Here is a 24,064-nt window from a genome sequence, read left to right as displayed (position 1 = left end):
GGAGGAGGCGTTGACCGCCGAGGCCCTCCCCGCCGATCTTCGCCGCGCGATCATTCAGACAGCTCGGACTCCCCGACTGCTGATCGCCTGTGACTACGACGGAACGCTCGCCCCGATCGTCGCGAACCCCGACCAGGCCAGACCACTGCCAGAGTCCGTCCATGCACTGCGATCGCTCGCGGCTCTGCCGACGACGACCACCGCGGTGATCTCGGGCCGGGCTCTCCGCGATCTGGCCACGCTGTCCCGCCTGCCCGCCGAGGTCCACCTCGTGGGAAGCCACGGCTCCGAGTTCGACGTCGGCTTCGTCCACAAGCTGGACGCCGAGGCGACGGCGCTGCTCACTCGACTCAAGAAGCATATTGAGAAGATCACCGCAGGTTACGAGGGCGTTCACCTCGAGATCAAGCCTGCGAGCATCGCCGTGCACGTTCGCCGTGCCGAGCCGGACGTGGCCGACGCGGTCATGGAGATCATCCGGGCCGACCCGGCCACCTGGGACGGTGTCGAGACCACCGAGGGCAAGGCGGTCCTCGAACTCGCCGTGGTGCAGACGGACAAGGGCAATGCGCTCGACGTCCTGCGCCATCAGGTCGGCGCGACAGCCGCGCTGTTCATCGGCGACGACGTGACCGACGAGAAGGCGTTCCTCAGACTGCAGGGCCCGGACCTCGGCATCAAGGTCGGACCGGGTGACACGGCGGCAGGCTATCGAATCGACGACACGCCTGCCGTGGCCACGGTGCTCGCCTTCCTGCTGGAGGAGCGACGCACCTGGCTGTTCGGCGAGCAGGCGCCGCCGATCGAGCGGCTGACCATGCTCGCCAACGAGCGTTCGGTCGCGCTGCTCACGCCGGATGCGCGACTCACCTGGATGTGTCACCCCGAGCCCGACTCCGCCGCCGTGTTCTCCGACCTGCTCGGCGGACCCGGTGCCGGACACTTCTCGATCAAGCCGGAACGCAACGGTCTGCCCCTGGGCCAGCGGTATCTCCCCGGCACGATGACGGTCGAGACGCGCTGGTCGCGGCTGCTGGTCACCGACTACCTGCACCAGGACTGCGAAGCGCACCGCACGGACCTGACCCGGCTGATCAGCGGCACGACCTCGGCCAGCGTCGAGTTCGCGCCCAGGCCGGAGTTCGGCCAGGTCCAGGTTCGGCTGGTGCGCGAGGACGCCGGTCTGCGGGTGCTGGGCACCTCCGACCCGATCGCGTTGTACTCGCCGGGCGTCGAGTGGGAGATCCACACCGACGGCATCCACGAGACGGCCCGCGCGGTCGTCCACCCCGGAGCGGACCAGCCGGTGGTGCTGGAGCTGCGCTGCGGGACCGACGATCTGACGCCGTCGGAGACCTCGGAGGCCGCGCGTCGTGACCGGGCCGGGCGCTACTGGTCCGAGTGGCTGCACACCCTGGAGCTGCCGCCGGTTCAGCGCGAACTGGTCGGTCGCTCCGCGTTGACCCTGCGCGGGCTCGCCCACGGCGAGACCGGCGCGATCCTCGCGGCGGCGACCACGTCGCTGCCCGAGGAGATCGGCGGCATCCGAAACTGGGACTACCGCTACTGCTGGGTTCGCGACGCGGCGCTCAGCGCTCAGGCGCTGGTGTCGCTCGGGTCCACGGTGGAGGCCGAGGCGTATCTCGGCTGGCTGCACCGCATTCTGGACACACTGCCGGGTCCGGAGCGACTGCACCCGCTCTACACCCTCTACGGCACCGCACTGGGGCCGGAGGCCGTGATCGACACGCTGCCGGGTTACGCGGGCTCGCGACCGGTTCGCGTCGGCAACCTGGCGAACCAGCAGGTTCAACTCGACGTGTTCGGTCCGGTGGTCGATCTCGTCGTCCAGCTCACCGAGGTACGCGGCAAGCTCACCGACGACGACTGGGGCATGGTCAAGTCCATGGCCGAGGCGGTCTCGCGACGGTGGAACGAGCCGGACCACGGCATCTGGGAAGAGCGGCACGCGCCGCGCCACCGGGTGTACTCGCGGGTCATGTGCTGGGTGACCCTGGACCGGGCGCTGAAGCTCGCCGAGGCGCACGATCGAGAGGTGAACCCGGCCTGGACCGCGTTGCGCAGCGAGATCGCCGAGGACGTGCTCAAGCACGGGTGGAACGAGGAGGTCCAGTCCTTCACGACCGCCTATGACGGCACGGACCTGGACGCCGCGACGCTGCACATCGGCTTGGCCGGGCTGATCGAGCCCTCGGACCCCCGGTTCCATGCCACGGTGACGGCTACCGAGGCCGAACTTCGAAGCGGTTCGACCGTATACCGGTACAAGCGGGACGACGGCCTGCCCGGCACCGAGGGCGGCTTCCACCTGTGCGCCACCTGGATGGTCGAGGCCTACCTCCTCACCGGCAGGCGCACCGAGGCCGAGGAGCTGTTCCAGCAGCTCGTCGACGCGGCGGGCCCAACGGGCCTGCTGCCGGAGGAGTACGACCCGATCGCGGAGCGCTCGCTGGGCAACCACCCGCAGGCGTACTCGCATCTGGGCCTGATCCGCTGTGCCCGGCTGCTGTCCGCCTGACACGCACCGACGCACCGACGCACCGACGCACCGACGCACCGACGCACCGACGAAGCAGAGCCCCGGATCGGCCGACGCCGGTCCGGGGCTCTTCGCCGTCTGTGGGGAGGCCGAGCGGTTCTGCGACGGGCGCGGCAGGAAGCTCGCCGAGGAGTCGGGACACGCCGACGACGGGATGTGGTCGGCGGAGCAGCCGCCTACGCGGGCGGACTCGAGGTCGGGCGGGAGAGGTTCGACCGACGGGGTGGGAACCGACGACGGTGGCCGGGCGCCGCCCCGGTGTCGTCACCACGACGACCCGACGCCGACGTCGTCGCGCGCCGACCCTGCGACGGCCGAGACCGCCGCCCGTGGCGACGACACCTTCACAGCGTCCGGCTGCACCGCAGCGCGCGGGTAGGCCGGTCCGCCGACCACCGCAGGTGAGCGGAGCCGAACACACCGGCGGCCGCTGCCGAAGCCGACCGCCGCCTCGCCGAGGGCTGATGTCGGGTGCGGGCGGGCACGTGGAAGTCGACCCGCCGGCCCCCTGCGATCGGAGACAAGCGCTGTCGGCAGCCGACGGGCTTAGGCGCGCAGGCTGGGAGCCGGCGTTCGGATCGAGCCCTCCTCAGCAGGCTCGGTTCTCCCGCCGGACCGCACGTGCCGGTCAGTGCCGGGCAGTGCCAGATTTCGGGGATCGGAGGTCAGGGACCGAACCAGCGTTCTTCTGCCGTCCTCGGCGCCGCCGAGGTGGTTCCGATGATGAGTTCGGTCGGCAGCGTGACCCGACGCGGCCTGCCGTGATCGGTCGGGTCGGTGAGCAGCCTGCCCGCCGCGAGGCCCTTCTCCCGCACCGGCTGGCGCACGGTGGTGAGTCCGATCCGTTCCGCCTCGGCCACGCAGTCGAAGCCCGTGACGGTGAGGTCGTGCGGAACGCGCAGTCCTCGGCGAGTCGCCTCCTGAATCGCACCGAGCGCCAGGATGTCCGAGGTGCAGACCACCGCCGTGATCTGCGGATCACGATCCAGGAGCTGGGCGGCAGCGGCGGCGCCGTTCTCGACGTCATGGTCGAAGCGCTCGACCACCGACACACCCGACCAGTCGACGCCGACGGAGGCGAATGCCTCGGCGAGCCCGGCCAGGCGCGCGCGTTGCACGTGGAAGTGCGCGCCGCGCTGTCTGGTCTGCGGAACGACGTCGTCGTTGCGATCACGGCTCAATCGCATGCAGATCACGCCGATTCGCCGATGCCCCAGCGCGATGAGGTGCGCGGCGACCTCGGTCATCGCCGCATGGTCGTCGATGCCGACGGAGTCGAACAGCTCCAACTCCGGCTGATCGCACACGACGGTCGGCACCGGCCGCTCCAGCACCGCGGCGAGATGCGGATCGTCGTCGGGAACCGAATAGACGACGAATCCGTCGACGCCTGCCCGCTGTACGGCCGCGACATCCTCGCGTTCCGGATTCGCGGGCACCAGCAGTAGTCCCTGGCCCGCCGTCTCGCAGGCCAGGGCAAGCCCCTCCAGGAAGCTCACCGCCGCCGGATCGCGGAAGGCGTAGGAGAGGTTCTCGGTCAGCAGCAGTCCGACTGCACCGGCCTTTCGCGTCCGCAGTGAACGCGCCACCGGGTCGGGTCCGGGATAACCTAGACGCCGCGCGGTCTCCAGGACTCGCCGACGAAGCTCAGGAGAGAGCTGGTCAGGGCGGTTGTAGGCATTGGACACGGTGGTCCGTGAGACCCCGAGTTCTGCCGCCAACGAAGCCAAGGTAGCCGGGCGGCGGGCATTCATTGACCGCGCCATGAAGTGACCGTAACGGTCCAGAACCAACAGGTGAAGCATGCGCGACGCTCACCACTAGAACGAATGCATTTCCGCAGTTCAGCACCCCCGGTTGGGCGAATAGTGGTTCAGACCAATTTGCCTAATAGATCGATATGTGAATCACGAAATTCCTGCTGGCCTACGGGGGTGCCGCCGAGTACCGGGATCTCGCGACACGGCACGGCCTGCCGCGACACTCCGAACGAACCGTCCGCCCCGCCGAGTGGTCGGACGTCGCCGTCGACTGATTCGCCTGCACCGCAGGACGATCGGGCTCGAGAACGCCGTGCGGATGTCGCGCACCCTCGGCGCGGGCGCGTCGGATCGACTCGGACGTCGACAGACTCCGCTCTCCCGGTCACGACAGGCCGGCCTGCCTGTCGCGCGGCGGGCGCATCCGCCCGGCCCGGGGGAGCCGTCTCCCACCGCCCGGCGCTTCGCCGAGGTGCCTCACCTGGCGGGCGGTGCGGTGGACTCCCGGACCACCAGGCGAGGACGGAACACCCGGCTGAAGGTGTCCGCGTCCGCGTCGGACTCCGGCTCCAGGCGCTCCACCAGTTCCGCGACCGCGGCCGCCGCCATCTCGCCGATCGGCTGCGCCAGCGTCGTCAACGGCGGGCCGCAGTACGCCGCCAACGCGCTGTCGTCGAAGCCGACCACCGAGAGGTCGGCGGGCACCGAGCGGCCCTGTCGCCGTGCCTCGGCGACCACGCCCAACGCCATGTGGTCCGAGGAGCAGATGACGCCGGTGACCTCGGTGCGGCCGAGCAGCTCCCGCAGTGCGTTGGCACCCCCGGTCGCGCCGTAGGGGGCATGGGCGACCAGTTCCGGCCGCGAGGCGTGCCCGGCCTCCTCCATCGCCGCCGCCCAGCCCGCGTGCTTGAGCCGGGAGGGCAGCGAATACGCCGGGCCGCTGACGAAGCCGATGCTCCGGTGGCCCAGTTCGAGCAGGTGTCGGGTGGCCGTGTAGCCGGCGAGCTGCTCGTCGACCCGGACGTCCGGCACGTTCAGCGATGCCGCGCCGCCGTTGACGAACACCAGCTGCACGCCGTCGTCCACCAGCCTGCGGTAGTGACTGCGCACTCGACCGGCCTCGCCATCGGCGGCGTTCTCCTGGTTGGTGATGTCGGGAGACACGAAGATCATCCCCTCGACGCCTCGGGTGAGCAGCATGCGCACGTACTCCTCCTCGCCGAGCCCCTGCGGACTCAGCGAGCGGGTGTTGCACAGCATCGATGCGTAGCCCGCACTGGCCGCCCTGGTCTCCAGCGCCTCGGCGAAGGCAGGGAACACCGGGTTGGACAGCTCGGGAACGAGCAGACCGATGACTCCGGTCCGCCGCAGCGCCCCGATTCCCCGCGAGGTGTAGGGGATCTCCGCCAACACGGTGAGCACGCGTCGCCGAGTGTCCTGGTTGACGCCTGCCCGGCGATTGAGCACCCGGCTCACCGTCGACACGCTGACCCCCGCCGCTCTGGCGATCTCCGACAGTCCAGCCACTCGGCCGCCTCCTCTCCCTGATCGCACCAACCCGATGAGAGCAGCCTGCCGATCGTCGCAATTTTTTGCAACCACCCGGCCCCATACTGCCCGCCAATCGCGAGCCGGAGACCCGCACACTCAGCTCAGGGCAGCCTCGTTACCAGTTGGTTACCGCCAGTCCCTTGACGTGACCTACGCAACAGGAGTGCAATCCGCGTCAACGAATCTGCAAAAGCTTTCAGTCATCGACCTTCTGCGATGCGCGCGGCAGGTCCTCTCGGGAGGGTACGACAGCAACGATGCGACGTAGAACTCTCAGCACCATGTCCGTCATGGGGCTGGCCTCGGCATTAGCACTCACCGCCTGTGGTTCCGGCGGCGACGCGAGCAGCGGTGACGGAGCCGTCGTCTTCTGGGACACCAGCGGACCCGCCGAGTCGCCGGTCTTCGCCCAGCTCGCCGAGGACTGCGGCGAGGCGGGCGGCTATCAGGTCGACATCGAGCAGGTGGCCTTCGATCAGGCCCTGAACAACTATCGGAACGCGGCCCAGGGCGGGCAGGGGCCGGACGTCTTCCGTGCCGAGGTCGCCTGGGTCCCCCAGCTCGCCGAGGGCGGCCTGATCCAGGACCTCTCCGAGACCGACCTCGCCGACTCCGCCGACTTCCTGGCAACCCCGTGGAGTTCGACGCAGTACGACGGACGAACCTACGGCGTTCCCCAGGTCACCGACACGCTCGCCCTGCTCTACAACCGGGAGCTGCTCGCCGAGGCCGAGGTCGAGCCGCCGACGAGCTGGGCGGAGCTGGCGGAGTCGGCACCCGCACTCGGCGGCGAGTCGGCGATCTTCCTGAACAACGACGCCTATTACGCGCTGCCCTTCATCTACGGCGCGGGCGGCGACCTCGTGGACACCGAGGCGCAGGAGATCCTGGTCAACTCCCCCGAGGCCGTCGAAGGCCTGGCCACCGCCAAGGAACTGCTCGACGACGGCGCCGCGCAGACCGCATTGGACCAGGGCAACTCCTACGGCAACATGAAGGCCGCCTTCGTCGCGGGCGACGTCGCGATGATCATCGACGGCCCGTGGGCGGTGGCCGAGCTGCTGGAGGGCGAGGCGTTCGCCGATCCCGAGAACCTGGGGATCGCCCCCGTGCCCGGGCCCGCCGACGGCGACGGCAACTCCCCGGTCGGCGGTCACGACTACGTGATCCGACAGGGCAGCGCGGTGACCGAGTCCGCACAGGACCTCATCGCGTGCCTGAGCAGCACCGAATCGCAGATCACCGTCGCGACCGAGCTCGGTCTGCTGCCCACCCGCGAGTCGGCCTATGAGGACCCGGCCGTCTCGGCCCAGCCGATCGTCTCGGCCTTCTCCCCGGTGATCGAGCGCGCGCACCCCAGGCCCTGGATTCCCGAGGGCGGCGAGCTGTTCGACCCGCTGAAGATCGCCTACTCCGACATCCTGGCGGGCAACGTCGAGCCGCAGGACGCGCTCGACGAGGTGGCCACGATCTACCAGGACACCATCCTGACCGAGTACACCGCCAACTAGACGACCGCGCCGCAGGTCTCTCCCGCGCCGCACGCGGCAGGCGCCCGAGACGGACACCCAGCGACCGGACCAGGCACAGGCTCGACTCGGCGGCGTCGCACACCCTCGCGCGAGCGCGACGCCGCCGCTGCCATTTCACTCCGCTGCCGCTTCACTTCGCCGACGAGCAAGGAAGGACGACACCGTGCGTCGGTTCCTGGACCGATACTGGTACGCCTACGCCATGGTGCTGCCGGTCGTGGTGGTGATCAGCGTTCTCGTGCTCCTGCCACTGGGGCAGGGCCTCTTCTTCACCTTCACCGACATCAACGAAGGCAACATCGCGAACCCGTTCCTGGACCGGCCCTCCACCTACGACGTGGTGGGGCTGGCCAACTACCTGAACGTGCTCTCCGGCGAGCCCGCCTACGGCGCGTTCTGGGCCACCCTGGTCCGCACCCTGATCTGGACGTTCTCCGGCGTCTTCTTCCACTACGTCATCGGCCTGGGTCTGGCGATGCTGCTCAATCGCCCCATGCGGTTCCGCAGCATGTACCGGGTGCTGCTGATCCTGCCCTGGGCGGTGCCCGCCTTCATCAGCGCGTTCTCGTGGCGATACCTCTTCAACGCCGACTACGGCCTGATCAACTGGGCATTGGAGTCGGTGGGGCTGCCGACGCCGGTCTGGCTGGGCCAGTCGAACATCGCACTCGTCGCGGTGATCATCGTCAACGTGTGGCTCGGTGTGCCCTTCATGATGGTCGCGCTCCTCGGCGGCCTCCAGGCCATCCCGGCCGACCTGTACGAAGCGGCGGAGATCGACGGCGCGACGCCGTGGCAGCGGTTCGTCCACGTCACCGTTCCCGCGCTGCGGTCGGTGTCGAACACGGTGATCCTGCTCGGCGTCATCTGGACCTTCAACATGTTCGCCGTGATCTACCTGATCACCGGGCCGAACCCCAACACCCGAATCCTGATCACCTACGCCTTCGAACGATTCTTCTCCGGCGCCACCAGGGATTACGCCATCGCCTCCACCTACGGCGTGCTGATCCTCTCGGTGCTGCTGGTCTTCGCCACCGTGTATCGCCGCGCGCTCAAGCGGCAGGGGGAGGTCTGGTGAGCATCGACGCCGCATCCTTACAGGTCAGCAGGCAGGCAGCCGCGCCGAGGCGATCCACGCGGACCCGGCGGTCCCGACTCGCGAGCATCGGACTGCACGGCACGCTGATCGTCGCCTCGTTCATCGCCGTCTTCCCGGTCTTCTGGGTGCTCGTGACCTCGTTCAAGCCCGACTCGCGGGCCATCGAACCCACTCCGACGCTGTTCAACGAGTCCAGCCTCGCCAACTACCGGGCGATCCTCGCGGGCGAGAAGGGCGACTTCCTCGCCTGGTTCGGCAACTCGGTGGTGATCGCCGGACTGACCACCGTGATCGGGCTCTTCCTCGCCTCCACGACCGCCTACGCGGCCAGCAGGTTCAACTTCCCCGGCCGCCGAGGCCTGCTGCTGGGCTTCCTGCTGATCCAGATGTTCCCGTTCGCGGTGTTGATCGTGCCGCTGTACAACATCCTGCTCGCGCTGGGGCTCCAGGGATCGACCATCGGTCTGGTGCTCGTGTACTGCACCACGGCGGTGCCCTTCTGCACCTACATGCTCAAGGGCTACTTCGACACGATTCCCGTGGACATCGACGAGGCGGGCCGGGTGGACGGCCTGTCGCCCTTCGGCGTCTTCTGGCGGCTGGTGCTGCCGCTGTCCCGGCCGGGGCTGGCGGTCACCGCGTTCTACGCCTTCCTGACCGCGTGGGGCGAGGTGGCGTTCGCTTCGTCACTCCTCTCGGCGGCCGACCAGTCCAAGACGCTGGCAGTCGGCCTGCAGGTGTTCGTCCAGCAGAACCGGACCGAGTGGGGACATCTCGCTGCCGCATCAATCCTTGTCGCGATCCCTGCGGTCGTGGTTTTCTACCTGGTACAGCGCTTCCTGGTGTCCGGCCTCGCGGCCGGCGGCGTCAAAGGGTAATCGAACAAGAACCTCACGTAGCGGCAACGATGCTGCGGGCGGAATGTCGACCGGACCAACCGGCAGGCAGGGGTCCAGCCCGGCAGGTCGGAGTTCGCTACCTATCGCGTGGAAGGTGCAGCAGATGGCCGATGTGGCTTACAGGGGTGCTTCTCGGGTGTTCGCGGGAACGCCCCCGGTCAAGGCCGTGGACCAGCTCGACCTCGAGGTCGCCGACGGCGAGTTCCTCGTCCTGGTCGGCCCCTCCGGCTCCGGCAAGTCCACCGCCCTGCGCATGCTCGCCGGCCTGGAGGACATCGACGAAGGCGCCATCCAGATCGGCGGCCGCGACGTCACCCACACCCCACCCAAAGGCCGCGACATCGCCATGGTCTTCCAGTCCTACGCCCTCTACCCCCACATGACCGTCGCCGAGAACATGGGCTTCGCCCTCAAACTCCGCCGCATCCCCAAAGACCAGATCAAAGCCAAGGTCGACGAAGCCGCCCGCATGCTCGACCTCACCCCCTACCTCGACCGCAAACCCAAAGCCCTCTCCGGCGGACAACGCCAACGCGTCGCCATGGGACGCGCCATCGTCCGCGAACCCTCCGTCTTCCTCATGGACGAACCCCTCTCCAACCTCGACGCCAAACTCCGCGTCGAAACCCGCGCCAACATCGCCGCCCTCCAACAACGCCTCGACACCACCACCATCTACGTCACCCACGACCAGGTCGAAGCCATGACCATGGGCCACCGCGTCGCCGTCCTCAAAGACGGCCTCCTCCAACAATGCGACACCCCCCGCACCCTCTACGACGCCCCCGCCAACGCCTTCGTCGCCGGCTTCATGGGCTCCCCCGCCATGAACCTCAAAACCGCCACACTCCACCCCGACGGCGCCCACCTCGACGGCCTCACCATCCCCCTCACCACCACCACCCGCACCACCCTCGACACCGACACCGTCACCATCGGCATCCGCCCCGAAAACCTCCACCTCACCACCACCGAACCCGGCATCACCCTCACCGTCGACCTCGTCGAAGAACTCGGCGCCGACGCCTACGTCTACGGCACCACCACCGCCGACACCCCCGAACGCTTCATCGTCCGCGTCGACTCCCGCACCCCACCCACCATCGGACAACAAGTCACCGCCACCCTCACCACCCCCGACCACACCCACCTCTTCCACCCCACCACCGGACACCGCATCACCACCAAGTAACACCACACCGGCGGGGGCTCCGCGCTGCTCCGTTCGGCGACAGGCTTGCGTCACAGCCACCCGAACGGAGTACAGCTAGCGGCTACACTGGATTGACTATCGTTTCCATTTTCGAGAGTCAGTCTCAGGAGGCCGACGCGATGAGATCCCGGACGAGGCGACCCGGTGCCCTGGTGGGCGGCCTGGCGGTCACTGTGCTGACGCTCGCGGCGTGCGGTGACGGCGAGTCCGCCCAGCAGGGCGGGGCCGACGGCGGGTCGCTCCGGGTGGCGGCCTCCACCAACGTGTGGGGCAGCGTCGTTCGCGCGGTCGGCGGGGACGAGGTCGAGGTCGTCGCGCTCATCGACGACCCCTCCGCCGACCCCCACTCCTACGAGGGCACTCCGCGTGACGCGGCCGAGGTGCAGGACGCCGACCTGGTCGTGCTCAACGGCGGCGGCTACGACGAGTTCATGACTCGCATCCTGGACTCGGTCGGGTCGGACAAGCCCACCGTGAACGCCGCGGAGCTTCTCGGACTGGACGACGACCACGGGACCGATGACGAGTCCCCCGACGACGACAGTGCGACGGGGCCGGGCGGCGAGCCGGTGCCCGCGCCGCCGGACGACGAGACCGAGGGCGCTGCCGACGACGAGCACGCCGACGAGGACGGGCACGCCGACGAGGACGACGGGCACGGACACGACGGACACGAGCACGGCGACGGCAACGAGCACGTCTGGTACGACGTCGCCACCGTCGGCGCCGTGGCCGAGGCGGTGGCCCACGAGCTCGGCGAACTCGATCCGGACGGCGCCGAGACCTACACCGCCAACGCCGAGGCCTTCCACAACGAGATCGACGAGCTGGGCAGCCACATCGATGCCGTCGGAACCGAACTCGACGGCGAGGCGCACATCCTGTCGACCGAGCCGCTCGGTCAGTACCTCTTCGCCCGCGCCGGTCTGCACGACCTCACGCCGCCGGACTTCCTGCGCGCCGTGGACGCCGAGACGGACCCGCCTGCGGCGGCCATCGCCGAGATCAACGAGGCGGTCGACGGGGGCGGGATCGACGCACTGGTGTTCAATCCACAGACGGAGACGGCCGTGACCAGCCAGGTCCGCGAGCGGGCCGAGGCGGCGGGCATCCCGGTGGTGGAGTTCACCGAGACGCTGCCAGAAGGCGAGCAGGACTACGTCGCGTGGATGACGGGTCAGGTAGACGCCCTGTCCACTGCGCTGACGCCCTGAGGGTGGTCTCCACGCCTCGCCTGCGGTGCGTATCGAGCCGCTCGGCGATCCGGGGACGAGGCGACCGCGCAGCGGTGCGGGCAGGATTCGAGCGCTGCGCAGTCAGTGCAGGACTCGGCCGCCACGTGGTCGAGCACCGGCCGCCACCGGGCGGCCGCCGCAAGGACGAGGACAGTGATGACATCCGGCTCCCAAGACCCCACCGCGCTGCGCCTGCGGTCGGCCACCCTGGCGTTCGGCGAGCGGACGCTGTGGGACCGACTCGATCTGGAGGTGGCCCCCGGCGAGTTCCTCGCGGTGCTGGGCCCCAACGGCTCCGGCAAGACGAGCCTGCTTCGCGTGCTGTTGGGCCTGCAGCCGCTGACCAGCGGATCGGTGCAGATCGGCGGTCTTCCCGCAGGTAAGGGAAATCGACGGATCGGGTACATCCCGCAGCAGCGCACCATCGAGCCGACGCTGACCGTCCGAGGCCGCGACTTGGTCGGGCTCGGTCTCGACGGGCACCGTTGGGGCCTCGGATTCCGGGGACGCGCCGAGCGAAGGCGCCGCGTCGACGCGGCATTGCAGTCGGTCGGCGCCGACGCGTTCGGCGATCGGCCGCTGGGACTGCTCTCGGGCGGCGAACAGCAGCGACTCCGGGTGGCGCAGGCCCTCGTCGGAGATCCGGCGCTGCTGTTGTGCGACGAGCCGCTGCTCTCCCTCGACCTCGCCAGCCAGCGGATGGTGAGCGAACTGGTCGCCGACTCCGCACGACGCAAGGACGCCGCCGTCCTGTTCGTCACCCATGAGATCAACCCCGTGCTGCCGGTCGTCGATCGAGTGCTCTACCTGGTCGACGGTCGCTTCCGCATCGGCACCCCCGACGAGGTGATGACCTCCGAGACGCTGTCCGAGCTGTACCGGACGCCGGTCCAGGTCATCCGGCTCGCCGATCGAATCCTGGTCGTCGGCGGCGAGAACGGTGCCGCCCACCACCACCCCGCGGAAGGGACTCCGTGAATCTCGCCGCCCTCTTCGACCTCGAGACCATGTTCCGGCTGCTCCAGCTGGACTTCGTCCGACAGGCACTCCTGGCGGCCGCGGTGCTCGGGCTGGTCTCGGGCGTGCTCGGCCCGCTGGTGGTCGCCAGGAACATGTCCTTCGCGGTCCACGGCACGGCCGAGCTGGCCTTCACCGGGGCCGCCGCCGCACTGCTGCTGGGGCTGAGCGTGGGCGTCGGCGCCCTGGCCGGCGCGGTGATCGCCGCAGTGATCCTCGGCGTCCTCGGCAGGCGGGGCAACGAGCAGGACTCGGTGATCGGCGCGGTGCTCGCGTTCGGCCTCGGTCTCGGCGTGCTGCTGCTGTGGCTGTATCCGGGGCGGGCGTCCAGCAAGTTCAGCCTGCTGGTCGGGCAGATCGTCGGCGTGGACTCGACCGATCTCGCGCTGCTGTCCGGGGCGTCCATCGCGGTGATCGTGGTCTTCGCGGTGCTGTATCGACCGTTGTTGTTCGCCAGCGTCGACCCCGAGGTGGCGCTCGCCAGAGGCGTCCCGTTGGCCTGGCTGACGCCGGTCTTCGCGGTGCTGGTCGGCGTCGCCACCGCCCTGGGCGTCCAGACGGTCGGCGCGTTGCTCGTCCTCGCCTTGATGGTCACCCCTGGTGCCGCCGCCGCTCGCGTGACGGCCAACCCGGTGACGGCGACCGTGCTCGCGGTGATCTTCGCCGAGGCGGCGGTGTTGGGCGGAATCGTGCTCTCGCTCGCGCCCGGCGCTCCGGTGAGCAGCTTCGTCACCGCGATCTCCTTCACCATCTACCTGGTGTGCAGGCTGATCGGGCGTTACCGGCTGCGCCGCGTCGGAACGGCGTGAGCCGAACCGCCGGTCCTCGCCGCTGACGGACCCGCGCCAGGAGCGCCTGTCATCGGTCCAGCCCCGCCGTGAGCGAGGATCGGCGTGGATCAGCTGCACGGGGCCGGAGGAAGCCGGCACGGAGCCATGGCGACCGACGAGGACGCAGATCGCCACAAGGGCCCGCCGCAACAGGACGGCAGGGATCACCGCCCGCCCCGGCGACGGTCGAGCACTCAGGGCCGGGGCCGCGCCGCCAGCGCCGCCCCGATGTCGGCGATCACCCCTGGATCAAGGAACGGCGTGACACCACCCGCGATGAGCCGCTCCACCGACTGCACGACGATCACGTCGCCGTCGGCCAGCATGTCGAGCATCGCCGCCCGATCACTCTGCGCGGCCGTGTAGTTGACGAGGCTCAGGTCAGAGAAGACGCCGGGCAGATACCGGCTGGTGGAGACCATGAAGGAGTCGCCGAGCATGGCGACGGGCTCGGCGATCATCCCCGGCATCGGCTCCCCCTCGAACCGCACCGGCTGCTCGAAGCGGTGAATTCTCGGCCCGGTCCGGTTCAATTCGCCGTCCGGCCGCAGCCGGTAGCGCATGCCGCTCTCCTCGGTGGGCCTGCCCTGCATGACCGCCAGGTCGGGCGTGTGCGCCGCCGTCCCGTCACGATCGATCACCCAGCTCTCGGAGCCGCCGGGGTCGATCTCCTGCGCGACGGCGCGAAGCGCGGCCAGCGCGCCCTCGTCCGTCCAGTGGGTGTCCATCCGGTAGTAGGCGGGACGGCCGTCGCCGATCTCGGGTCGCCGCAGCTCGGCGCGCAGGTCGAGCGCGCCCGTCTCCGCAGGCACCCGTTCCCAGAACTCCTCGGTCGCCTGTCGCGCGCAGTCGAGGTCGGGATACGCATCAGGCAGGTGCTCCGGCACCACCGTCGACTTGTCCGGAGCGATCAGGATGACGAGGTCGCGGCCGGAAGCCTCCACCACTCGACGCAGTTCTCGAAGGCTCGCGATGGACTGATCGAGATCCCGATACGGGGTGCACTTCCCCTCGATGTCGTATCCGAGGTACAGCCAGCCGTCCTTGCCCTCGATGACCTCGCTGGACTCGGCCAGGATCAGCGATTCGGTCAAGTCGGAGGGTTCCTCGGCACCCGAACCCGGCGACCGCTGATCGCCGGGGGGCGGAGCGATCGGACCCGGCAGTTCGACCGGAGCACCGCTGCGTCCCCTCGGCTCGGCGAAGATCCCCCGGCTGACGACGTCGGCGGCCTGCACGGCCGCCTCCCGGAAGACGAGGTGGTCGACCGCCCACTGCGGCATCCCGGTGAACAGGCCCCAGCCGTCCGCAGGGGTGGGCAGGGCCACCAACGGCCGGTTCTCGATCTCGGCGGCCCGGACTCCCACCGCGTAGGCCGCCAACGGTGCCGCGAAGAAGACCGCCCCCGCGATCAACGCGGTGAGCTGTCGTCCGCCATGTCGAGGCCGGTACAGCGCGTGTTCCCTCGGCAGCCAGGACTCGTGCACCGCAGGCAGCACCGACGACTCCGGCACCTCGCCTGGAGTGCCCTCCTGGAGCGTCACGTTGTACACGGTAGCCATCTACGCGGCCCCGACGAACAACCCGCAGCAAGCCTTGACCGAGTCGGAACGTGCCGGGGTCGCCGCCGCGACGACGCGGGGGACCCCGACATCGCCGAGCCGCGGTCGGATTCCTCGCCGCCGATTCCGCCGATCTCCGACGGCACGCGGCGGGGAACGGACGATTCAGCCCGGCCACACGATCAGTCCGTGCCGATTCGCCGGGCACGCCATCCGCGACCACCTGTGAGGGCGACGTTGTCCGCAGGCCCCGACACCGCATGCTGTTCTGTGGGAACACACCGATCGGTATACCTAGCGGAATGTCATCGGCGCAGTGCAGCCACCGAGAATTCCATGGCTACCGAGCAGAATCGGCGCCTAGAATCGGTCGGTGACAAACCGGGCCGCAGCATTCGATGCCCTCGCCCCCGGCTACGACGAGGACGGCTCGCACAGCGCGCTGGCCGAGACACTCGTCGCCGGGCTGCCCCCAGCCGCTGCGACCACTGCGACTTTGACGGTGCTCGACGTGGCCACCGGCACCGGCGCCGCAGCCTTCGCGGCACTACGACACCTGGACCCCGCACACGTCGTCGCCGTCGACGTCTCCGAAGCCATGATCGACCGAGCGCGAGAGTCCGCTGCCATGGCTGATCCGGCCGGCCGGATCAGCTGGCAACGCGCCCCCGGCATCCCTGCGCCCGCCGCCGCGCGCAGCGTGGACCTCGTGCTGTGCGCCTCGGCGCTGCACTTCCTCGGCCGGGCAGCCCTCCACGACTGGCTGCGAGTCCTGCGCCCCGGCGGGCGCGCCGCCTTCACCCTGACCGCCGCAGGATACTTCCGGCCATCCGGCGCCTTCGCCGAACTGGTCGCCCCAGACCTGCCGATTCCGGCCGACGAGCAGCAGGCCGCCGACCTTGCCCTCGCGGCGGGCTTCCGCGAGGTCGTCGCCCGCCGACACGAGGTCACAGGCGACCGACCCAGGGTCGTGTTCCTTGTCTACGCCGTCGCCCCGGCCTGAGGCGGTCCGCACCACGCTGCTGCCGAACCTGCCTCCGACGCGCCGAGCCGGAGATCCGGCCGAGCCGACAGCCGAGCACACGGACGAGCGCAGTGCCGTCGACGCCGATGACGGTGCAGGCGACGAGCACCGTCGTACCGCAGGCCCATCGGCGAACGCGCGGGCCGGGAGCGACCTAAGGAGCCGAAAACGCGGTGTTCAGCACCGCACGGGCTAGAACTGGTAGTAGTGAGCACGAGGACGGCGCACCTGCGGATTCCTGAGTTCTCAAACCGTTGACCTGCGCGAACGTGCTCACCCGTTCTCACTCGTTCTGAGCGGTTTCCGACGCTAGACGGCCTGGGGACGGCCTGAGGGACGGCACTGTTGATCTCACGGTGCCGTCCCTTCCGCATGTCCAAACATGGCGGTGATGGGAACCCGGTGGCAAGGCGGCGGAGCCGTCGCGGCAGTCGAGCGCCATGACCAGCTCGGCCAGGATGACCCCCTCAGCGCTCTGTTGGACCGGTGCGGCCTTTCAGTCCTGCTCGGCCTTCTCGCGCGTCGTCTGCGGTGGCGCATCCCGGAACCCGGCGGCTGGGCGTCGGCCAGACCGAGGACGCGCGGCAGCGCGCCCGCAGGGCTGAGCCGGGCGCCCGGCCTGCCTGAGGTGACCGGCCAGCGCGTCGCCGCAGGCGACGCGCCTTGATCCCCTAGAGCTGGATTCGGCAACGATTCACTCTGTCACCTGCCGATCGGGAGAACGAGTTTCGGCGTGCGTGCGATAACCGAGTTGGATGTCAGGGTGTAGGCCGCGCCTTCGATGTCAGTGAGTGTCGCGCCGGCTTCGGCGGCGATCAACACACCCGCTGCGGTGTCCCATGTCTTGTTAGAGGTCATCACCATGGCGTCGGTGCTGCCATCCGCGACGAAGGCGAGGTCCAGCGCGGCGGACCCGAACATGCGGACCCGCTCGACTACGGCTACCAGACGTTGTGTGAGAGCGAATCGGAATGAGTTCTTCTGGGCCGATTCTACGCCTGTCGCGTAGTCGCCGATGGACACGATGGCCTGAGCTGGATCGTCGGTGTCGCTCACCCTGATTCGTTCTCCGTTGAGTGTCGATCCCTCCGATTTCACAGCCCGGTACCGGCGGGAGAGAAAGGGAGCGTCGATCACTCCTACTGCGGGGCTTCCGCGACGAATGAGAGCCAACGAGGTAGCGCAGAGCGGTAGCCCGTGAGTGAAGTTCGAAGTCCCGTCGATGGGGTCGAATGCCCAGAAATCACCGTGCTCGTAGTCGACACCTCGACCCCCCTCTTCCTCGCCGAGGAAGCCACATTCGGGAGTCTGCTCGGCGAGGAACTTCCGGACTCGCCGTTCGATCTCGAGATCTAGTTCGGACACCAGATCTCGGTCGCTCTTTGCGCTGACGACCCCTGGCGCACCGTGCGCGAGCAGGGAACCTGCGATGGAAATCGCCTCGTCTGCGATCGAGGCAAGATCGGTCAAGCTCTTCACTCGGCAACCTCTCGGGCGCGACCCCATAGATCAACATAGACCTGGGTGAAAGTGGCGAAAAGGCCGGCGACGTCGTCCCGCTTCTCGATGACGAACGTCGGCGACTCAACGCCTCGGGAGTTCGGAAGGTAGGTCTGCACAATGCAGATTCGATCATCGATAGTGGTGATGTTGAATCGAACCACCTCGTCATAAACGCGAATCTGCAAGTTCTCCCGAACTGCGGGATCAAGTTTCGTCCGCAGTCGCGTGAGGGCGCTGACATTGGCCGCTGTGAGAGATGACAGCGTGTCGACCGGGTGCCCTTCGTCTTCATTCCGAATCTTGATGTACTCGCCGTCCGGGTCCAGGAACAGGGCTTCGACGGTACCGCCGTTCGAGATCATCTCGAGAATCGACCGGTCGCTGTACTGCTGGCAGAAGACGTTGAGCGAGAGCCCGGCCATGCGAATACTCTCCGCGCCGTCAAACAGGCGGTGCGGCGGTATCTGCTGGGCGAACTCCGGGCGGGATCCGAACACGGCGGCGACGTCCTCCATCCCATGCACGGATGCCTGTGCGACGACCGGCGAGCGTCCCGGCACAGTAGCGATCCTGTCCGCCGGGTCTGGAACGAACTCGATCCCTCCTTCATAGGGCTCGAACAGGGCCTCGGCAGTCCACTCGGGGAACATGAGTTCGAGGATTCGGCAGTGATGCGCGTACGGCAGCCCCCGGAGATCGCCGGACAACCAGCGGTAGAACTGCGTCTTGCTGGGCCAACTTCGCACCAGATCAGGCGCTGCCGCTTTGGCCTGTTTGTCGTACTCCTTGCAGAAGGCCGTGTGTCCCTGCAAGTGCCGCTTACGGAGTAAGACCTTGAGTGCGATCGGGGCCTTGACCATCTGGGCGTCCCTCCGTGATCGGCCACTGAGGACGCCACCCTAGCAGCCAGACGGGTCAAAGACGGGACTACAGGGGATCAAGGTGGCCTTCACGGGACACGGACGGTGTCGTGAGCGGACCGAGATCAGCCGAATCTAGGGATGTGCCGCAGAACAGCCGCACCAGACGAGAGGTGGTCGCCGTGGCGATTCCCAAGGGACATCGTTTCCCCATCGACTTCGATGAAGCGTTCCCGCAAGGGCTCGTGATGGTCGGGGAGATCGTTCCCGATACCGAGTACCAGTCGCGAGAAGACAAGGCCAGCGGGCGCCCGGTTCGCCAGCGCACCGACGAGGTGAGCGGAGCACGTCAGTGGCGGCTCTCGGTCACCGACCCTGGTGAGACGAACGCCAAGCGGGCGTCCTTCAGCGTGACGCTGCTCAGCGAGGTTGCGCCCGTCCCGACGTCGGCGGAGGTGCTTCCCGGCATCCGGCCGATCGCGCTGGACGGACTCACCGCCGAGCCTCGGCTCAGTGGCACGGGTGAGTTCAAGTACCAGGCGTACGCGTTCCGCGCATCGAGGTTCCGTGCTGTCGATGCCGGTACCGGTCAGGGCTCGGGTAACGGCAAGGCTGTGTCTGGCGCGGGCTCGTCGGGGTCCGGTTCATCCGCAGCCAAAGCCGCGTGACTCGGAGACGTGCCGTCGTGTTGCACGCGGTATCTCCGCAGCAGGTCCGTTCCTGGGAGTCGGCCTATCGCCGATATGGGGCGGCTTCCGACCGGGTGGCCCTGGATCGAACCGTCGAAGCAGCACGCGAGATGGCCGAGGCATCCGCTGCTGTGGCGGCAGCGTGGCGCGCGATCTACCGAGGATCGTCACAACTGCCGTGGTGGGTGCTCGCTGCCTTGGACGCCGCCGCATCGGCGTTCGACCAACAGTCCCGTGACTGGCTCGCTCGATCTTCCTCGTCGCCGGGCGGGTTGCCGCCGCGAGACATCACCAGACCAAGCCAGCGCACGCATCGTCGGATCGCTCCAGCGCCAGAGGGGGAAACGCCGTGGAAGTGACCTGCATACAGCCCTGCCTCTACCCGCGCGGCAAGCCCAGGAAAGGAAGGCAACGATGAATCAGCAACCTATTCCCCGGTTGGTGGCCATCCCCGAGGCCGGCTCGACTGCGGTGTTCTTCGCGAACCTCCCCGGTCACGGACCGATCTTCCTGATGGACCTGGGCTCAGTGCACGTGGAGGTCCCGGTGTTGACGCACCCGGCGGGGCGCGCGATGACTGCTGATCTGCTGCGGGCCGTCGCCTTCTCGGCGAACCGTGCCATCGAGTGGCTGGAGGAGACAGCGGGGCTGGGTGCGGGCTCGTTGGTCGTGCAGGAACCACGACCGCCGGGCGGGATGACCTCCGGGTACCGGGAGATTCGGGGTCAGTGGAACGAGGACGCGCGGCCTGGTGACGTGGTGCCGCAGGGTCGTCACGCCTGGCCGGAAGACCCCGAACAGCCAGGGATGACCTCGGAGGAGCGGCCTGATCCGGGGTGGCGGTCGTGAGACGGCTGCTCGCCTGGTGGCGGCGTCACGTCGGTCGGTTCTGTGCCCGTTCGGGGTGTCGTGCGTGGGTGCGGACGCCTCGGTGGCTGTGCGAGGACTGCCGGGCCACGGTGCGGCCGATGGGGGTGTCACCGGGGGCGTTTCGCAACTGTCACCCGAGTGACTGAGAAGACCACCCGCTGAACTAAGCGGGGGTGTGGGAAAGGAAAGGCGCAGAGGCGGTTATAGGCCTGGAAACCGGCCGCCTCTGCGCTGTCCACTTCAACCTCTATTAATCGGAGTGAACAACTATGAGCTTAGAGCAACCACCCAGCGTGTCAAGTTCTCACGGACGGTCAGTTCCCCGCAGGTGTTCTGCCTGCCACAAGTTCGGCAAGTTCGCCCCCGGCCGCACCTGGTGTCTGCGGTGCCTCGGCTGGCTGCCCCTCGACTTCGGTCCGGCCGTGAACACCACCGTGCGGGGTGGTCGGGATGCCTGAGCGCAGTCGGTGGATCGACCCGGCACCGTTGGAGGTTGCCCGGCCGAGGTTGCCGTGGTGGACACACTCGCCCCGCTGGGCACTGCTCCTGGTGGCGCCGCTTGTTGCGGTCGGCTTGGCGGTGTGGCTGGTCGTGGTCGTCCTGCGGAAGGCTGTCCGGTATCCGGTGGCCTTCGCCGTGGTCCTGGTGCTCCTCGTCGTCTGGCGCTTGTCGGGTTGGCCTGCGGCCCTGGTCCTCGGGGCGGTCCTCGCCCTGGTGTTGGTCGGCTGGTGGTGGCGGTTCCGCCGGTCGTTCGTGCGTCTGGTGCTGGCTGAGGTGCGCTCGGAATGGCGACGGCTCACCGTGTATGCACCCGTGTGGCATCGGACGATGCGGTTCTGCCACCTGGAACGGACCGTGAACCGCAAGACCCACGTCCCGGTGTTCGTCCGAGTCCGGGCCGACGGGTGGCGGGACAGGGTCACCGTGCGCCTGTTGCACGGGCAGGCACCGGGCGAGTTCGAGGTACGCGCCGAGGCTCTCGCGCACTCGTTCGGCGCCCGCTCGTGTCGGATTCGGGTGATCGGTCCTCGTCGGATCGTCCTGGATCTGTTGCACGGTGACCCGCTGACCCGACCGGTATCGCCTCCTCCGCTGCCTGACGCCGCCGACGACGCGGCGGGCTGCACTGCCAAGGACTTGGAGCGGGTTCCGGTCGGGGTGACCGAGGCAGGCAAGACGTGGCTGCTGAAGCTCCTCGGCTCACATGTCCTGGCTGTCGGTGCGACCGGGGCAGGTAAGGCCTCGGTGGTCTGGTCCCTGCTGTGGTCTCTCGCTCCGCTGCTGCGGTCGGGGGTGGTCCGGGTGTATGGGATCGATCCGAAGGGCGGGATGGAACTCGGCAAGGCCCCCGACCTGTTCCACCGCCTCGTGTTCAACAACGGCCTAGAAGCCGTCGAACTTCTCGAAGAGGTTGCGGCCGAGGTGAAGCAGCGGGCCGAGTCGTTCCGGGGCCAGCGGCGGGGGTGGTCTGTCGACTGCGGCCAGCCGTTCCTGCTCCTGGTGGTCGATGAGTTGGCCGATGTCGTGGCCTACCAGACCGACCGCAAACTGAAAGAACGCGCCAACTCCGCCTTGCAGACCATCACCTCCCAAGGACGGGCACCCGGCGTCTGCGTCATCGGCGAACTGCAAGACCCCCGCAAGGAAGTCCTGTCCTTCCGGCATCTCTTCCCCACCCGGATCGCACTGCGAGTCGACGAACCCGGCCAGGTGGACATGGTCTTGGGCGACGGCGTCCGGGAACGTGGCGCGGCGGCACACGAGATCAGCGAGACGACTCCGGGCGTGGCGTGGGTGAAGTACACCGACCGACGCGAACCCGTCCGCGTCCGCGCCTTCCACGTCACCGATACCGACCTGGATCGACTCGTCGACTACGTCACCGGGGCGGCCCCCGCCGAGCAGTCGGCGATCGTGCACACCTTCCCGACACGGCCAGAGATTCCGAGCGCAGACTCGGTGAGGCGGGGTGAGGCCGCATGAGCACCGACCTGACCACCGTTCCCGGCGACGTGCAGGGCTTCACCCGTGCCGAGCGGATGCGCCAACCCCTCGCCGGGAAGGTCCTGGAAGCCACGGCAGATCACCACGGCGTCTGCATCCGGCCGTTCATGATGGAAACGATCGACTACGACACCGGGGAGATGCGTTACGTCGGTGTCCCGTGCGGCTCCACCGTGGAAACCCAGTGCGGGCCGTGTGCGCGGAAGGCTCGGGCGTTGCGGCAGACCCAGTGCCGCGAAGGATGGCACCTCGACGACGAACCCGACTTCACCCAAGAACCCGCCACAGAGCAACAGAAACTTCTCGTGGCCTATCGAGCGGACCTGGTCGCCGAGTACCGCACCGCCTTGACCGAGGGTGCCGAGACCGACGCCGAGGAACTCCGCGAAGCGATCCACACTGCCGACGCCGACCTCCGCAACCTCGGCGTCCGAGGCAAGCTGCCCAACCCGGACGCCCCGGTCACGGCGGTACGCAAGCGGTCCACCCGTCGTCGGCAGGACGCCCCGAACCTGCCTCGACGGCGCGTGGAAAAACGCACCCTCGGCCGCGAGTACGCCGGGAAGTTCCGACCCTCCATGTTCCTCACGCTCACCCTCGACACCTACGGGCGAGTCCGCAAGGACGGCACCCCCGTGGACTTCGCCACCTACGACTACCGCCGAGCCGCACGCGACGTCGTCCACTTCGCGGCCCTGGTCGACCGGTGGTGGCAGAACCTTCGCCGCTGTGTGGGCTGGGACGTGCAGTACTTCGCAACGGTGGAACCGCAGAAACGCGGGGCGCCACACCTGCACGCCGCACTACGCGGCACCATCCCCCACTCGGTCGTCAAAGACGTCACAGCGGCGACGTACCACCAGGTGTGGTGGCCCAACCACGACCAACTCGTCTACGACGGCGACCGGCTGCCCGTCTGGGATCACGAACGGCGATCGTTCACCGACCCCGACACCCGGCTACCACTGCCCACCTGGGATGAGGCCGTCGCCGAACTGGACGCACCCGCGCACGTCTCGACCTTCGGCGAACAAGTCCACTCGAAGGGCATCCTCGGCGGCACCCCGGAAGCCGGACGGCACATCGGCTACCTGACCAAATACCTCACCAAATCCGTCTCCGAAGTCGTCGAACAGGACACGACTCGGCAGCGCGAACACGCCGACCGGCTTCATGCCGAGCTGGCCGTGACGCCGTGTTCCCCCCGGTGCCCGATCTGGCTCCGCTACGGCATCCAACCCCTCGGCGCCCGGTCCCAGATCGCCTCGGCGCACTGCAAAGGCAAAGCCCACCGACGCACCACCCTCGGCCTCCCCGGACGCCGAGTCCTCGTCTCTCGGAAGTGGTCCGGCAAGTCCCTGGCAGACCACCGAGCGGACCGGAAACGCTTCGTCGTCGAGACCCTGGCCGCCGCCGGAATCGAGAAACCACCACAAGACACCTCGCGGCTGGTCTGGCAGAAAGTCCGACCCGGCGACCCCGGCGTACCACCACGCGCACACGTCCTCATGCACGCCATCTCCGAACGCCTCACCTGGAAAGCCGAATACGACCGCGCACTCTTGGCCGCACAACCACCACCAGGCGGCCACACAGAACTTTCGGCAACTCCACACGCAGCCTGACCACCAGGGGGAACAACGCCATGACCACGACCCGGCTCGAACCACTCTGGACCGTCGAGGACGTCTCGGCCTACCTCGGCATCCCGGTCAAGACCCTCTACCAGTGGAACTGGCGCGGCGAGGGGCCACCCGTCCGCAAGATCGGCCGCCACCTCCGCTACGACCCCACCAAAGTCTGCGCCTGGGCCACCACCAGCACCGACACCGCTGCGGCGTGACAAGAGCCGA

At 68.5% G+C, this 24,064-nt stretch carries 19 protein-coding genes; 14 read left to right on the top strand and 5 right to left on the bottom strand.

What is annotated here, in order from left to right; genetic code table 11:
* Positions 1 to 10 precede the first annotated feature (10 nt).
* Positions 11 to 2,539, top strand: a complete 2,529-nt coding sequence (gene otsB, locus UA74_RS01780) for a trehalose-phosphatase (protein ID WP_075738296.1) — start codon at positions 11 to 13, stop codon at positions 2,537 to 2,539.
* Between the two features lie 686 nt (positions 2,540 to 3,225).
* On the opposite strand, the gene UA74_RS01770 is transcribed toward otsB, so the two are convergent.
* Together UA74_RS01770 and UA74_RS01765 are read right to left on the bottom strand one after the other, a co-directional pair.
* Positions 3,226 to 4,326: a LacI family DNA-binding transcriptional regulator gene (locus tag UA74_RS01770; RefSeq protein WP_075743301.1), complete on the bottom strand. Its 1,101-nt coding sequence runs from the start codon at positions 4,324 to 4,326 to the stop codon at positions 3,226 to 3,228.
* A gap of 471 nt (positions 4,327 to 4,797) precedes the next feature.
* Positions 4,798 to 5,847, bottom strand: a complete 1,050-nt coding sequence (locus UA74_RS01765) for a LacI family DNA-binding transcriptional regulator (RefSeq protein ID WP_075738294.1) — start codon at positions 5,845 to 5,847, stop codon at positions 4,798 to 4,800.
* 281 nt (positions 5,848 to 6,128) lie between these two features.
* On the opposite strand from UA74_RS01765, the gene UA74_RS01760 reads away from it, so the two are divergent.
* The 7 genes from UA74_RS01760 (at position 6,129) to UA74_RS01730 (ending at position 13,678) form a co-directional block, all read left to right on the top strand.
* On the top strand, positions 6,129 to 7,382 hold the full coding sequence (locus UA74_RS01760; protein WP_075738292.1) for an extracellular solute-binding protein: 1,254 nt from the start codon (positions 6,129 to 6,131) through the stop codon (positions 7,380 to 7,382).
* A gap of 223 nt (positions 7,383 to 7,605) precedes the next feature.
* Positions 7,606 to 8,484, top strand: a complete 879-nt coding sequence (locus tag UA74_RS01755; RefSeq protein WP_083683895.1) for a carbohydrate ABC transporter permease — start codon at positions 7,606 to 7,608, stop codon at positions 8,482 to 8,484.
* A complete protein-coding gene (locus tag UA74_RS01750) occupies positions 8,481 to 9,383 on the top strand; it encodes a sugar ABC transporter permease (protein ID WP_075738288.1) in 903 nt (300 codons plus the stop codon). The genes UA74_RS01755 and UA74_RS01750 overlap by 4 nt, the downstream gene beginning before the upstream one ends.
* Before the next feature lie 124 nt (positions 9,384 to 9,507).
* Positions 9,508 to 10,596: an ABC transporter ATP-binding protein gene (locus tag UA74_RS01745; RefSeq protein WP_075742218.1), complete on the top strand. Its 1,089-nt coding sequence runs from the start codon at positions 9,508 to 9,510 to the stop codon at positions 10,594 to 10,596.
* A gap of 140 nt (positions 10,597 to 10,736) precedes the next feature.
* Positions 10,737 to 11,831, top strand: coding sequence for a metal ABC transporter solute-binding protein, Zn/Mn family (locus UA74_RS01740; protein WP_075738286.1), 1,095 nt, complete (start codon positions 10,737 to 10,739; stop codon positions 11,829 to 11,831).
* A gap of 177 nt (positions 11,832 to 12,008) precedes the next feature.
* Positions 12,009 to 12,830, top strand: coding sequence for a metal ABC transporter ATP-binding protein (locus UA74_RS01735; protein WP_075738284.1), 822 nt, complete (start codon positions 12,009 to 12,011; stop codon positions 12,828 to 12,830).
* Between the two features lie 29 nt (positions 12,831 to 12,859).
* A complete protein-coding gene (locus UA74_RS01730; RefSeq protein WP_075743300.1) occupies positions 12,860 to 13,678 on the top strand; it encodes a metal ABC transporter permease in 819 nt (272 codons plus the stop codon).
* A 215-nt stretch (positions 13,679 to 13,893) separates the two neighbouring features.
* Here UA74_RS01730 and UA74_RS01725 read toward each other — a convergent pair whose 3' ends face one another.
* On the bottom strand, positions 13,894 to 15,243 hold the full coding sequence (locus UA74_RS01725; protein ID WP_198042901.1) for an alginate O-acetyltransferase AlgX-related protein: 1,350 nt from the start codon (positions 15,241 to 15,243) through the stop codon (positions 13,894 to 13,896).
* Positions 15,244 to 15,634: 391 nt separating this feature from the next.
* On the opposite strand from UA74_RS01725, the gene UA74_RS01720 reads away from it, so the two are divergent.
* A complete protein-coding gene (locus UA74_RS01720) occupies positions 15,635 to 16,264 on the top strand; it encodes a class I SAM-dependent methyltransferase (RefSeq protein ID WP_075738282.1) in 630 nt (209 codons plus the stop codon).
* A 723-nt stretch (positions 16,265 to 16,987) separates the two neighbouring features.
* On the opposite strand, the gene UA74_RS01710 is transcribed toward UA74_RS01720, so the two are convergent.
* Both UA74_RS01710 and UA74_RS01705 read right to left on the bottom strand, forming a co-directional pair.
* Entirely contained in the window at positions 16,988 to 17,764 is a 777-nt protein-coding gene (locus tag UA74_RS01710; protein ID WP_198042900.1) for an inositol monophosphatase family protein, read from the bottom strand.
* Entirely contained in the window at positions 17,761 to 18,648 is an 888-nt protein-coding gene (locus UA74_RS01705) for a DUF5919 domain-containing protein (protein WP_075738276.1), read from the bottom strand. Before UA74_RS01705 ends, UA74_RS01710 begins: the two co-directional genes overlap by 4 nt.
* A 182-nt stretch (positions 18,649 to 18,830) precedes the next feature.
* On the opposite strand from UA74_RS01705, the gene UA74_RS01700 reads away from it, so the two are divergent.
* The 5 genes from UA74_RS01700 (at position 18,831) to UA74_RS01680 (ending at position 24,054) form a co-directional block, all read left to right on the top strand.
* Positions 18,831 to 19,316, top strand: coding sequence for a hypothetical protein (locus tag UA74_RS01700; protein ID WP_075743298.1), 486 nt, complete (start codon positions 18,831 to 18,833; stop codon positions 19,314 to 19,316).
* Positions 19,317 to 19,751: 435 nt separating this feature from the next.
* Entirely contained in the window at positions 19,752 to 20,186 is a 435-nt protein-coding gene (locus UA74_RS01695) for a hypothetical protein (RefSeq protein WP_157433937.1), read from the top strand.
* 471 nt (positions 20,187 to 20,657) lie between these two features.
* On the top strand, positions 20,658 to 22,190 hold the full coding sequence (locus UA74_RS01690; RefSeq protein WP_075765908.1) for an FtsK/SpoIIIE domain-containing protein: 1,533 nt from the start codon (positions 20,658 to 20,660) through the stop codon (positions 22,188 to 22,190).
* Entirely contained in the window at positions 22,187 to 23,836 is a 1,650-nt protein-coding gene (locus UA74_RS01685) for a replication initiator (RefSeq protein ID WP_075763727.1), read from the top strand. Before UA74_RS01690 ends, UA74_RS01685 begins: the two co-directional genes overlap by 4 nt.
* Before the next feature lie 20 nt (positions 23,837 to 23,856).
* A complete protein-coding gene (locus tag UA74_RS01680) occupies positions 23,857 to 24,054 on the top strand; it encodes a helix-turn-helix domain-containing protein (RefSeq protein WP_075738270.1) in 198 nt (65 codons plus the stop codon).
* Positions 24,055 to 24,064: the final 10 nt, after the last annotated feature.

This window comes from Actinoalloteichus fjordicus, assembly GCF_001941625.1.
In the GTDB taxonomy this organism is placed as follows: Bacteria; Actinomycetota; Actinomycetes; order Mycobacteriales; family Pseudonocardiaceae; genus Actinoalloteichus_A; species Actinoalloteichus_A fjordicus.
The sequence above is the reverse complement of the archived record's forward strand: the minus strand, read 5'-3'. Positions and strand labels throughout refer to the sequence as shown.

What these genes read in the sequence shown, in the direction of transcription:
- UA74_RS01770 (WP_075743301.1), bottom strand. Translation starts at nt 4,326, where the DNA reads ATGGCGCGGTCAATGAATGCCCGCCGCCCGGCTACCTTGGCTTCGTTG.
- UA74_RS01760 (WP_075738292.1), top strand. Translation starts at nt 6,129, where the DNA reads ATGCGACGTAGAACTCTCAGCACCATGTCCGTCATGGGGCTGGCCTCG.
- UA74_RS01755 (WP_083683895.1), top strand. Translation starts at nt 7,606, where the DNA reads ATGGTGCTGCCGGTCGTGGTGGTGATCAGCGTTCTCGTGCTCCTGCCA.
- UA74_RS01745 (WP_075742218.1), top strand. Translation starts at nt 9,508, where the DNA reads ATGGCCGATGTGGCTTACAGGGGTGCTTCTCGGGTGTTCGCGGGAACG.
- UA74_RS01740 (WP_075738286.1), top strand. Translation starts at nt 10,737, where the DNA reads ATGAGATCCCGGACGAGGCGACCCGGTGCCCTGGTGGGCGGCCTGGCG.
- UA74_RS01735 (WP_075738284.1), top strand. Translation starts at nt 12,009, where the DNA reads ATGACATCCGGCTCCCAAGACCCCACCGCGCTGCGCCTGCGGTCGGCC.
- UA74_RS01730 (WP_075743300.1), top strand. Translation starts at nt 12,860, where the DNA reads ATGTTCCGGCTGCTCCAGCTGGACTTCGTCCGACAGGCACTCCTGGCG.
- UA74_RS01705 (WP_075738276.1), bottom strand. Translation starts at nt 18,648, where the DNA reads ATGGTCAAGGCCCCGATCGCACTCAAGGTCTTACTCCGTAAGCGGCAC.
- UA74_RS01695 (WP_157433937.1), top strand. Translation starts at nt 19,752, where the DNA reads ATGAATCAGCAACCTATTCCCCGGTTGGTGGCCATCCCCGAGGCCGGC.
- UA74_RS01690 (WP_075765908.1), top strand. Translation starts at nt 20,658, where the DNA reads ATGCCTGAGCGCAGTCGGTGGATCGACCCGGCACCGTTGGAGGTTGCC.
- UA74_RS01685 (WP_075763727.1), top strand. Translation starts at nt 22,187, where the DNA reads ATGAGCACCGACCTGACCACCGTTCCCGGCGACGTGCAGGGCTTCACC.
- UA74_RS01680 (WP_075738270.1), top strand. Translation starts at nt 23,857, where the DNA reads ATGACCACGACCCGGCTCGAACCACTCTGGACCGTCGAGGACGTCTCG.